12 protein-coding genes are annotated in these 10,695 nt (G+C 70.2%); 7 read left to right on the plus strand and 5 right to left on the minus strand.

Features of this window, described 5'->3' with window-relative positions:
• The 6 genes from PMI01_RS19365 to PMI01_RS19390 form a co-directional block, all read left to right on the plus strand.
• A partial coding sequence (locus PMI01_RS19365; protein ID WP_007672833.1) for a diaminopimelate decarboxylase occupies positions 1-788 on the plus strand: 788 nt, incomplete at its 5' end.
• Positions 789-968: 180 nt separating this feature from the next.
• Positions 969-2,015, plus strand: coding sequence for a 1,9-bis(guanidino)-5-aza-nonane synthase (locus PMI01_RS19370; protein ID WP_007672835.1), 1,047 nt, complete (start codon positions 969-971; stop codon positions 2,013-2,015).
• Positions 2,016-2,079: 64 nt separating this feature from the next.
• Entirely contained in the window at positions 2,080-2,853 is a 774-nt protein-coding gene (locus PMI01_RS19375) for an acid phosphatase (protein ID WP_007672837.1), read from the plus strand.
• 76 nt (positions 2,854-2,929) lie between these two features.
• Positions 2,930-3,727, plus strand: coding sequence for an acid phosphatase (locus PMI01_RS19380; RefSeq protein ID WP_007672842.1), 798 nt, complete (start codon positions 2,930-2,932; stop codon positions 3,725-3,727).
• Between the two features lie 63 nt (positions 3,728-3,790).
• Positions 3,791-4,273 carry a Fur family transcriptional regulator gene (locus tag PMI01_RS19385; RefSeq protein WP_007672843.1) on the plus strand — a complete coding sequence of 161 codons (483 nt, stop codon included), beginning with the start codon at positions 3,791-3,793 and terminating at the stop codon, positions 4,271-4,273.
• A 161-nt stretch (positions 4,274-4,434) separates the two neighbouring features.
• Entirely contained in the window at positions 4,435-5,382 is a 948-nt protein-coding gene (locus tag PMI01_RS19390) for a thioesterase family protein (protein ID WP_007672844.1), read from the plus strand.
• 28 nt (positions 5,383-5,410) lie between these two features.
• Here the strand turns inward: PMI01_RS19390 and PMI01_RS19395 are convergent, their stop codons facing one another.
• Positions 5,411-6,313: an alpha/beta fold hydrolase gene (locus PMI01_RS19395; protein ID WP_007672845.1), complete on the minus strand. Its 903-nt coding sequence runs from the start codon at positions 6,311-6,313 to the stop codon at positions 5,411-5,413.
• A gap of 222 nt (positions 6,314-6,535) precedes the next feature.
• Positions 6,536-7,324 carry an SH3 domain-containing protein gene (locus PMI01_RS19400; RefSeq protein WP_007672846.1) on the minus strand — a complete coding sequence of 263 codons (789 nt, stop codon included), beginning with the start codon at positions 7,322-7,324 and terminating at the stop codon, positions 6,536-6,538.
• Positions 7,325-7,421: 97 nt separating this feature from the next.
• On the opposite strand from PMI01_RS19400, the gene PMI01_RS19405 reads away from it, so the two are divergent.
• On the plus strand, positions 7,422-8,282 hold the full coding sequence (locus PMI01_RS19405) for a crotonase/enoyl-CoA hydratase family protein (protein ID WP_007672848.1): 861 nt from the start codon (positions 7,422-7,424) through the stop codon (positions 8,280-8,282).
• Positions 8,283-8,333: 51 nt separating this feature from the next.
• Here PMI01_RS19405 and PMI01_RS19410 read toward each other — a convergent pair whose 3' ends face one another.
• From PMI01_RS19410 to PMI01_RS19420, 3 genes are all read right to left on the minus strand, one after another.
• Entirely contained in the window at positions 8,334-8,549 is a 216-nt protein-coding gene (locus PMI01_RS19410) for a hypothetical protein (protein ID WP_007672849.1), read from the minus strand.
• Between the two features lie 115 nt (positions 8,550-8,664).
• The gene (locus PMI01_RS19415; protein WP_007672850.1) at positions 8,665-9,960 is read right to left on the minus strand and encodes a pentapeptide repeat-containing protein; all 1,296 of its coding nucleotides are present in this window, start codon (positions 9,958-9,960) and stop codon (positions 8,665-8,667) included.
• Positions 9,961-10,029: 69 nt separating this feature from the next.
• Positions 10,030-10,695, minus strand: a 666-nt coding sequence (locus PMI01_RS19420) for a magnesium transporter CorA family protein (protein ID WP_007672851.1), incomplete at its 5' end; no start/stop codon positions are given.

Below are 10,695 nucleotides of genomic sequence, written 5' to 3' on the forward strand. Positions count from 1 at the left end.
ACAACGCCCCGGCCCTGCTGCTGGCGGCCCGCCGCTCGACCCAGGACCTGATGGGCGTCAGCTTCCACGTCGGCAGCCAGTGCATGCGCCCCACCGCCTACCAGGCGGCGATGGCCCAGGCCTCGCGCGCCCTGGTGCGGGCCGGCGTGCTGGCCGACGTCGTCGACGTGGGCGGCGGCTTCCCGTCGGTCTATCCGGGCATGGTGCCGCCCGACATGTCGGAATACCTGGCCGCCATCGACCGCGGCTTCAACGACATGATGGTCCACGAGTCGACCCAGCTGTGGTGCGAGCCCGGCCGGGCCCTGGTGGCCGAGGCCTCGTCCCTGCTGGTCAAGGTCGAGCTGAAGAAGGGCGACGCGCTGTATCTGAACGACGGGTCGTACGGCTCGCTGTTCGACGCGGCGCACATGAAGTGGCCCTTCCCGGTCAAGCTGCTGCGCAAGAACGGCGAAGTGGTGGAGGAAGGCCTCAAGCCCTTCCGCTTCTACGGCCCCACCTGCGACAGCGTCGATCACATGCCCGGCCCGTTCTACCTGCCCGACAGCGTCGACGAGGGCGACTATATCGAGATCGGCATGTTGGGCGCCTATGGCGTGGCGATGTCGACCCGCTTCAACGGCTTTGGCGAGACCGACACCGCGCGGGTTTCGGACGCGCCGATGGCCTCGATGTACGGCCTGGCCAAGCGCTCGATCCCCACGCCCCGGCCCGAGGCCGAGGAACGCAAGATCGTCCGCTTCTCGCGCCCCAAGGGCGCGGCCGGCAAGAAGCGCCGTCGTCGGTAGAAGAACGTCGCTGATCCGTCGTCATTCGCGAATAGAGCGTTTCTGAGTTAAACCGCGCGCCGCGCCCGACGTCGTGAAACGTCGGGCGCGGCCGTATTTCCCTTGCCCCCGCCGGTCGCTCCGTCCCGGCGAAGGGTCACCTATCAACGACGGGCGTCCAAAGTCAGGGAAACCGAAGCGATGAACGCTCCCGTTCCGAACACCAAGGCCGAGCTGCTGCAGAACGTCGTCGAGCACATCGACATCACGTCGTTCGACGCCCGTCCGATCATCGACGCCATGCGCAAGATGAGCTTCTCCAGCCGCGACACCGCCCGCGCCGCCGACATCTTCAACATGGCGCTGGAGGACAAGTCCTGCTCGCCGTGGCTGATCCTGGCCGGTTCCACCTCGGCCGGCGGCTGCATGCACGTCTACCGCGACATGGTGAAGAACGGCATGATCGACGCCGTGGTCGCCACCGGCGCCTCGATCGTCGACATGGATTTCTTCGAGGCCCTGGGCTTCAAGCACTACCAGGCCGCCGGCCCGGTCGACGACAACGTGCTGCGCGACAACTATATCGACCGCATCTACGACACCTATATCGACGAGGAAGAGCTCCAGAACTGCGACCACACGATCCTGGAGATCTGCAACCGCCTGGAGCCGCGCGCCTATTCCTCGCGCGAGTTCATCTGGGAAATGGGCAAGTGGCTGAGCGAGGGCAACGCCAAGAAGCCCGGCTCGCTGATCCAGACCGCCTATGAGGAGGGCGTGCCGATCTTCTGCCCGGCCTTCGTCGACAGCTCGGCCGGCTTTGGCTTGGTCAAGCACCAGAAGGAACGCATCGCCGCCAAGCAGCCCTACCTGATGATCGACGCGGTCGCCGACTTCCGCGAACTGACCGACATCAAGATCGCGGCCGGCACCACCGGCCTGTTCATGGTCGGCGGCGGCGTGCCCAAGAACTTCGCCCAGGACACCGTGGTCTGCGCCGAGATCCTCGGCGTCGAGGCCGACATGCACAAGTACGCCATCCAGATCACCGTGGCCGACGTGCGCGACGGCGCCTGCTCGTCCTCGACGCTGAAGGAAGCGGCCAGCTGGGGCAAGGTCAACACCACCCACGAGCAGATGGTGTTCGCCGAAGCCACCACCGTGGTGCCGCTGATCGCCTCGGACGCCTATCACCGCGAAGCCTGGAAGGGCCGCGAAAAGCCCCGGTGGCAGAAGCTGTTCGCCTAAGTCGTCTTGATACGGACGCGTTGAAAATGCAGGGTCCCCGGAAGTGATTTCGGGGACCTTTTTCATGCGCGCCTGGCTGACCTGCGGAGTGGCGATCCTGGCGCTGGCCGGCTGCGCCAGCCTGGGCGGATCGCAGGCCGGGCGCTACCTCGCCCAGGACGCCTACGACGCGCGCAAGGTCGTGCCGCCGCCGCCCGCCCCGGGCTCGGCCGCCGCCGAACAGGATCGCCAGACCTTCCTGGCCACCCGCCAGCTCAAGGACGGCCCGCGCTGGTCTCTGGCCCAGGCCGACGCCCGCGAGGCGAAGATCCTCGCAGGCTTCAGCTGCGCCCTGGGCGTCACCCCGACCCGCGAAACGACACCCAGGCTGGCCGCGCTGCTGCAACGCGCCAGCCACGACGTCCGCTCGGCCGTGGCCGGACCCAAGCGACTGTACAAGCGCAAGCGGCCCTACCAGACCGAACCCGGCCCGATCTGCGCCCGAAGCGGCCTGATCGTGGCCCTGACGCCGGACTATCCGTCGGGCCATGCGACCTGGGGCTGGACCGTCGGCCTGATCCTGGCCAAGGCCCAGCCGCAGCGATCCGACGCCATCCTGGCGCGGGCCCGGGCCTATGGCGAAAGCCGGGTGGTCTGCGGCGTCCACAACGCCAGTTCGGTGGCCGCCGGCCGGCTCAACGCCGTCGGCCTGGTCGACGCGCTACAGGCCTCGCCGACGTTCGAGGCCGACCTGGCGGCCGTGAGCGCCGAGCTCGACGCCGCCCGCGCGGCCGGCCCCGCCCCCGACAAGGCCCAATGCGACGCCGAGACGGCCCTGCTCGCCCAGCCGCTGTCCTGAGCGCGCGCGCCAAGCCGTCTTGCTCCTGTCGCCTCGAGACGGCAGGGTTCCCAAAAGCGATTTCGGGACCGTCTTCATGCGCGCCAAGCTGACCCTCGCCGCCTGCGCGGCCGTGCTGATCTGTGGAACGGGTCTGGCCGTCGCGCGGGAGGACGTCCCGCCCTCTTCTCCTCAAAAAGGAGGTTACCTGGCGGCCGGTGTGCTCGACACCACCAAGATCCTGGCCCCGGCGCCCCAGCCCGGCGACGCCCGCTACGAGGCCGACCGCAAGACCTTCCTGGCCACCCGGGCGCTGAAGGACAGCCCCCGCTGGGCCCTGGCCCAGGCCGATGTCGACGAAAAGAAGATCCTGGCCGACTTCGGCTGCGCCCTGGGCCTCACCCCGACCCCGGAAACCACCCCCAAGCTGGTCGCCCTGCTGATGAAGCTGCGCTTCGACGTCGGCGCGGCGGTCAACAAGCCCAAGGACCTCTACAAGCGCCAGCGGCCCTATCTGATCGACGCGGGCGACATCTGCGTGCCCCGCACCGACAGCCTGGCCGCCAGCCCCGACTATCCGTCTGGCCACACCACCTGGGGCTGGACCGTCGGCCTGATCCTGGCCGAGGCCGATCCCCAGGACGCCACCCCGATCCTGATCCGGGCCCGGTCGTTCGGCGAGAGCCGGGTGGTCTGCGGCGTGCACAACGCCAGCGCCGTCGAGGCCGGCCGCACCAACGCCTCGGCCCTGGTCGCCGCCCTGCACGGCTCCAAGGCCTTCCGCGACGACCTGGACGGGGTACGGGCGGAGATCGCCGCGGCGCGCGCGAAAGCCGCCGTCAAGCCCGCCCAGTGCGCCATCGAGAACGCCCTGGTGGCCAAGACGCCCTACTGAGGACCGGGGACATGCGCTGACCCCAAGCTTGCACCGGACGGCCCGCGCCTCTACCTCTTGGCCATGGCCCATGCCGCTTGCGATCACGACCACCATAACCACGGCGTCGCCGGGGACCGCCTCGCCGCCGAGCTCGCCTCGGCCGAGGCCCGCTGCGCGGCCGCCGACCAGCGCCTGACCGCCCCGCGCCGCCGGGTGCTGGAACTGCTGCTGGAAGCCGGCCAGCCGGTGAAGGCCTATGACCTGATCGCCAGCTTCGGCGGATCGGGCCCGCCGGCCAAGCCGCCGACCGTCTACCGGGCGCTGGACTTCCTCGAGAAGCAGGGCTTCGCCCACCGCATCGAGAGCCTCAACGCCTATGTCGCCTGCCGCAAGGAGGCCGACGGCCACGCCGCCGCCTTCCTGATCTGCGACTGCTGCGGCGCGACCCGCGAGATCGAGCCCAAGGCCAGCGCCGAGATCATCGCCGCCGGAGCCTCGGCCGGCTACGCGCTGACCGCCGTGACCATCGAGGCGCATGGCCTGTGCGCCGATTGCCGGGGCTGAGCTGGGGACACACACTCATGGCGCGCGCCCCGCAAGGCTGGCGAAGACCGTGGGGTGAGTGTGTGTCCCCGTCCGCATCCACGGCCTGCCGGCGATTGCGGATGGCGCGCGAACACCGCTAGGGTCGAACACACGTTCAACTCACCCTCGGATCCGCTCCCATGACGACCGCTGAGCCCCTCCCCGGCGTCGAGATCTGGCGTGGGGGCGTCAACACCTGGGACTGCGACGAGATGGGGCACATGAACGTGCGCTTCTACGTCTCCCGGGCGATGGAGGGCCTGGCGGGGCTGGCGGCCGAACTGGGCCTGCCGCACGCCTTCTCGCCCTACGCCAACGCCACCCTGGTGGTGCGCGAGCAGCACATCCGCTTCCTGCGCGAGGCCCATGCCGGCGCGACCCTGCACATGCTGGGCGGGGTGATCTCGATCTCGGAGACTGAGGCGCGGCTGCTGCAGTTGCTGGTCCACACCGCGACGGGCCAGCTGGCGGCCACCTTCCAGACCACCGTCGCCCACGTCACCCCGCGCGAGGGCGAGGCCTTCCCGTGGCCGGGTGTCACCCGGGCCCGGGCCGAGGCGCTGAAGGTCGAGGTTCCGGAGATGGCCCGGGCCCGCAGCCTGGACCTCTCGCCGTTCGAACCGACCGCCAGCCTGGCCCGCGCCGACGAACTGGGCCTGCGGCGCACCGGCCTGGGGGCCCTGTCGCCGACCGATTGCGACGTGTTCGGACGGATGCGCGCCGAGCAGTTCATCGGCCGGGTCTCGGACGGCATCGGCGCCTTCATCGGTCCGTTCCGCGACACCGTGGTCCGCCATGCCGACCCCAAGCCGGCCCGGGTCGGCGGCGCGGTCCTGGAGTACCGCATCGTCCAGCTGGCCTGGCCTCGGGCCGGCGACCGGGTCGAACTGCGCTCGGGCCTGGTCAGCGCCGACCACCGCACCATGCGGGTGGTCCACTGGATGCTCGACCCCACCACCGGCCAGCCCTGGGGAACCTCCGAGGCCACGACCATCACCTTCGACCTCGACGCCCGCAAGGCGGCGCCGATCTCGGACGCGGCGCGGGCGGAACTGGCGAAGGCGGCGGTGGCGGGGCTGGCGCTCTAAGCCCTCCCTCTCCCTCTGGGAGAGGGTTTCAAGACGTCGCCATCTCGAAGATCGCTTCCCGCGCCAAATCCGGCCGTTCCATCGGCAGGAAGTGGCTGGCGCCGGCCACCGTCTCGACCCGCACCTTCGGATAGCGTCGCGCCACACCCTCGCCGACCCGGGCGGTCGAGCCCTTCTCGGCCTTGAGGATGCGGGCCGGGCAGCGCAGGCGCGCCATGGCCCGCCACGGGTCGTGGGCCTGGGCGCTGTAGTTGGAGGCCTCCCAGGCCGGGGCGCAGGCCAGTTCGACCTGGCCGTCGTCGCGGTCCTTGAAGCCGCCGCCGACATAGTCGGCCAGCATCGCCTCGGGCCAGGTCTTGAACGCCCCGCGTCCGCGATAGGCGGTGAAGGCGGCCTCGCGGCTGTCGAACACCGCCCGCCGGCGCAAGGCGCTCTGGACCAGCGGCATCCGCTTCCACAGCGCGCCGGAGGTCCACGGCAGGTGGGCGTAGAAGGCCATCATCCGGGGCATGATCACCGGGTCGAGCATCACCAGGCCGCGCACGGCGTCGGGCGCGTCGGCGGCCGTCAGAAGGCTGACGGTTCCGCCCATCGAATGGCCGGCCAGCACCACGGGGCCCTGGTCGAGGGCCGCTAGCAGGGCCAGCAGGTCGTCGCGCAGGTCGAGCCAATTGCGACGATGGTCGGGATCGGCGGTCAGGCGGCTGCCGCCATGGCCACGCTGGTCGACGGCCAGCACCCGCAGACCGGCCGACAGCGGCGCCAGCAGGGCGCGGTAGGTCTGGCCGTTGAAGCCGTTGGCGTGGACGAAGACCACATCGACCGGGCGCTCCGCCGGCCCGAACTCCAGCACCGCCATCTCGCCGGCCCCGGCCCGGCTGGCGATGGGGATGAAGCGTCGTTTGGGGTCACGAAACACGGCCGCGTCCATGGCGAAAAGCTCCTGCTGCGGCCACTGGAGCCCAGGGTAGGCGCGCGGGGTTTCTTCGTCCATGCGGACGCTGGGGAAGCCGTGGGTTCGTACTTGCCCCCACCTGGCGGCTACGCCGCCTGTCCGCCCCCATAGGGGGCGGAGCCTGGACCCGCGAACTCCGCCCCCTATGGGGGCGGACGACCGCGACGCGGTCCGGTGGGGGCAAGTCCGAAGCGAGACCTACGCCGCCGTCAGCTGCCACTCACCCCGGTTGTCGCGGCAGGCGCTGTAGCGTTCGGTGGTGGGACGCTGGCCCGAGGTGCTGATCGAGGCGGCGATCAGCCGGCAATTGGCCTCCGCGTAGCCGTTCTGGCTCAGCAGCGACGACGACACGTAGCCCACGCCGTAGCCGCCACGGCCGACCAGCAGCCAGGTGCTCGACGGCACGCCGCCCAGCACCTCGACCCGTTCGCCGGCCGACAGCTTGCCGACCACCGAACCCTTGGTGGACGGGCCGGAGCGCAGGTTGGCGGTGGAGCGGACGGTGTAGTCGCCGCCGACCGCGTCATAGCTGGGCAGGACCTGGACGTTGCGCTCGAAGCGCAGTTGGTCGCCGCGGATCGGCGGGCCGTAGGTCGAGGAGATCACGTCGATCCGGCCCGAGGCCCCGGTGCGCTTGTTGCTCCAGGACTGGGCCGTGCCTTCGTCGAGCGCGCGCTTGGTGGCCTGCTGGGCCAGGGCGGTGTCGGTCGACTGCATGCGGCAGCCGATGTAGCCACCAGCCGCCGCGCCGGCCGCCGCGCCGAGCACGGTGCCCAGGGTCTTCTCGTTCTTGCTGACCGCGCGGCCGACCAGAGCGCCGACGCCGGCCCCGATCAGGGCGCCACCTTCCTGCTTCTTGCCCGAGCCTTCACAGGAGAACAGCCCGCCCAGCCCCTTGGACTGCGCGGCGGCCGGCAGCGGCGCGACCACCAGCGTGGCGAGGACCGCGGTGATCGACAGGGCCGCGGGGATCGAATGTCTGGCCATCTGAGTGCTTCCTTCGCAAGGGCTTGGCCTTCGCATGAGGCCGGTTGGCGTCCCACGCTCCCATGATACAAACTGATCAACGATAAGGGAGAGACACATGAGCGTGCAGGACAAGCCGGACTATAGCTGCTTCGACGTGGAGATCGAGGCGGGTGTCGCACATCTGCGGTTGAAACGTCCCGAGGCCCTGAACACCATGACCCGGGCGTTCTGGAACGAGCTTCCGGCCATCATCCGCGACATCGACGACAACGCCCGGGCCCGCTGCATCGTCATCTCCTCGACCGGCAAGCATTTCTGCGCCGGCATGGACCTGTCGGTGTTCACCGACGGCGAGGGCGTGACCGGCGGCGAACCGGCCGACCGCTACGTGGCCGCCGAGAGCTTCCGCCGCCACGTGCACCATTTGCAGGACACCTTCACCTGCCTGGACGAGGCGCGGATGCCGGTGATCGTCGCCATCCAGGGTGGCTGCATCGGCGGGGCGGTGGACTTCACCAGCGCCTGCGACATCCGCTACGCCAGCGCCGACGCCTTCTTCACCATCCACGAGATCAACATCGGCATGACCGCCGACGTCGGCACCTTCCCGCGGCTGTGCAAGCTGCTGCCCGAGGGCTGGGTGCGCGAGCTGGCCTATACCGGCCGGCGGCTGTCCGCCGCCCGGGCCCGCGAACTGGGCCTGGTCAACGAGGTGTTCGACAGCCACGAGGCCGTGGTCGCCCACGCCCTGGAGACCGCCCGCGAGATCGCCGGCAAGTCGCCCCTGGCGGTGGCCGGCAGCAAGGTGATGATCAACTACGCCCGCGACCACAGCATCCGCGACGGGCTGGACTACATCGCCACCTGGCAGACCGGCATGTTCTCGCCGCCGCACATGATGGAGGCCTTCCAGGCCAAGGCCCAGGGCCGCGAGCCGGTCTATCCGGACCTCGTGCCGCTGCGAAAGCGGATGTAGGGGTTTGGAGGTCCGCTTCGCACCGGGAGCGGGCCTCCAATCCCAACGACGTCAAGCGCCGGTCGCATCCACGACGATGGCCACCGTCTTGCCTCGGGACAACGGCTCCCATCCCGCCGCGATGGCCGAGGTGATGGCTTTGGCCACCAGTTCCGGAGCGATCTGCGAGGGTTTCAGTTGCGGCGCGCCGTACCTGGGCTGCGGGCCCGGCGGAAACTCCACCACGGCTTCGCGCTGCGCCTCCTTGTGCCGCACGGCGATCGCCATGCCGTGCCGCTCCGTGGAGTCGCTGGACCACCCGGGCTGGCGATGAAGCCGCCAGACAAAAGGCTCTCCGCCGACCTCGATCTCGAATTCAGGGCTTTGCTTGGTTCTTGCCATGTCAGGGAGTTAGCCCGGCAAGCGCGCCCAAGCCACCCCCCACGGGCCCTGGCTCCGGCCCGAACCCTCCAAATCCCTCCGGCAGTTCCGCGCTGGTCAGGTCGCAACCGTCCAGCTTGCAGCGGGTCAGGTCGGCGTCGATCAGGCGGACCCGGCGGGCGCTGGCCCCGGTCAGGTCGGCGCCGCGCAGGGTCGCCCGGCTGAGGTCGGTGCGCAGCACGCGGCCCTGGGCGATGGTCAGCGGACCCAGCTTCGCCCCGCTCAGGTCGGCCCGCGCCAGCTGGGCTCCGACCAGGCGCGCGCCACGCAGGTCGGCGCCGCGCAGATTGACGCCGCGCAGATCGGCGTCGGCCAGATTGGCGCCCTGCAGCTGGACGCCTTGCAGGTCCATGCCGAACAGGATCGCGCCGGGGGCCGACAGGCCGCTGAGCCGACGCCCCTTCAGCCGCCTGAGCGGCCGGAAATCCACCGACGGAATCCTGGCGGCCGTCCCGTCTCGGCCCTCCGAGCTCACATAGAGCTCATGGGCCTCGAGAATCTCGTGCAACGGCGCGTCGTCGACATAGACCAGCGGCGGCGGGGCGCGCAGCACCTCGGCCAGGTCGGCGCCTTCGAAACTGGCCCCGACCAGGTCGGCCCCGACCAGCACCGCCCGGCGCAGCGAGGCCCCGGTCAGGTCGGTGTTGTAGAGGTTGGCCCTGGACAGGTCGGCGCCGTTCAGCGTCGCCCGGTTCAGCCGGGCGCCCTGCAGGCTGACCCCGGTCAGGTCGGCGTCGCTCAGGTCGGCGGCCTGGGCGAAACCCACGCCCATCTGCGCCCCGGCCAGCTTGGCGCCGCGCGCCACGGCATAGTCCAGCTCGCCCCGGCGGGCCCGATGGGCGAGGATCTTGAAGCCCTCGACCGTGTCCTGGGTGGCGGTGATCCCCTCGCGCAGGTCGCAGCCCGACAGGTCGGCGCCGGAGAGGTTGGCGCCGCGCAGGCAGGCGCCGCGCATGTCGCAGCGGGCCAGCTGGGCCCCGCGCAGGTCGGCGTCGCGCAGGTCGGCGCCATAGAGCGTGGCCCGGTTCAGCCGGGCGGCCGACAGCAGGGCCCCGGACAGGCGCGCGCCCGTCAGGTCGGCCTCCGAAAGGTCGACGCCCTCCAGATTGACGTTGTCGAGATCGACATAGGAGAGGTTGGCGCGGGTCCCGCCCGGCAGGCCCTTGAGGTAGCGCCCATGCGCCTCGACCGCGGCTTTCAGCGCGCGCGGCGGCAGGTCGCGGATCAGGGTCTGCTGGACGGAAGGGGCGGGGGGCATGAAGACGGGCTCGTTTTGCCGGGAGCCTGACGTCTCAACTTTAAGGAAACGTTCAATTTCCCCGAAGAATCAAAGCCATCCGCGCCGCCTGAACCACATCAGCGGCCCCAGCGCGGCGACCAGCATCAGGGCGATGGCGAACGGGTAGCCGTGCATCCAGCGCAGTTCCGGCATGTGCTCGAAGTTCATGCCGTAGATCCCGGCCACCAGGGTCGGCGGCAGGAACATCACCGAGAACACCGAGAAGATCTTGAAGATCGAGTTCTGCTCGATGTTGATCAGGCCCAGGGCCGCGTCGAGCAGGAAGGTGATGTTGCCCGACAGGAAGCCGGAGTGGTCGGTGATCGACTGTACGTCGCGCTGCAACGACTTCAGGTGGTCGCGCAGTTCCTTGTCGCCGGTGAACTGTTCGGCCAGCACCGCGAAGCTGAGCAGGCGGGCCAGGCTGATCAGGCTGTCGCGGGCCTTGGCGTTGACGTTCTGGGCCCGGCCCAGCCGGTTGAGGATGGCCTCGAACGCCGCGCCGCGGGGCCGGCTGAAGATCACTCGCGACTGGGTCTCGACCTCGCCGGCCGTGCGCTCGATGATGTCGGCGGTGCGGTCGACGATGGCGTCGAGCAGGCCCAGGAAGGTCTGGGCGCCGCCGGGGCACAGGCTGGGCTGGCGCTCGGCCTGGGCGGCGAACACCTTGAACGCCTTGGGCTCGACATAGCGGATGGTCACCAGCCGGTCGCC

It is taken from the genome of Caulobacter sp. AP07 (assembly GCF_000281955.1).
In the GTDB taxonomy this organism is placed as follows: Bacteria; Pseudomonadota; Alphaproteobacteria; order Caulobacterales; family Caulobacteraceae; genus Caulobacter.

Excerpts from the sequence above, each read along its gene's own strand:
- PMI01_RS19405 (WP_007672848.1), top strand. The coding sequence starts at position 7,422 with ATGAGCGTGCAGGACAAGCCGGACTATAGCTGCTTCGACGTGGAGATC.
- PMI01_RS19375 (WP_007672837.1), top strand. The coding sequence starts at position 2,080 with ATGCGCGCCTGGCTGACCTGCGGAGTGGCGATCCTGGCGCTGGCCGGC.
- PMI01_RS19400 (WP_007672846.1), bottom strand. The coding sequence starts at position 7,324 with ATGGCCAGACATTCGATCCCCGCGGCCCTGTCGATCACCGCGGTCCTC.
- PMI01_RS19370 (WP_007672835.1), top strand. The coding sequence starts at position 969 with ATGAACGCTCCCGTTCCGAACACCAAGGCCGAGCTGCTGCAGAACGTC.
- PMI01_RS19390 (WP_007672844.1), top strand. The coding sequence starts at position 4,435 with ATGACGACCGCTGAGCCCCTCCCCGGCGTCGAGATCTGGCGTGGGGGC.
- PMI01_RS19415 (WP_007672850.1), bottom strand. The coding sequence starts at position 9,960 with ATGCCCCCCGCCCCTTCCGTCCAGCAGACCCTGATCCGCGACCTGCCG.
- PMI01_RS19410 (WP_007672849.1), bottom strand. The coding sequence starts at position 8,549 with ATGGCGATCGCCGTGCGGCACAAGGAGGCGCAGCGCGAAGCCGTGGTG.
- PMI01_RS19380 (WP_007672842.1), top strand. The coding sequence starts at position 2,930 with ATGCGCGCCAAGCTGACCCTCGCCGCCTGCGCGGCCGTGCTGATCTGT.
- PMI01_RS19395 (WP_007672845.1), bottom strand. The coding sequence starts at position 6,313 with ATGGACGCGGCCGTGTTTCGTGACCCCAAACGACGCTTCATCCCCATC.
- PMI01_RS19385 (WP_007672843.1), top strand. The coding sequence starts at position 3,791 with ATGGCCCATGCCGCTTGCGATCACGACCACCATAACCACGGCGTCGCC.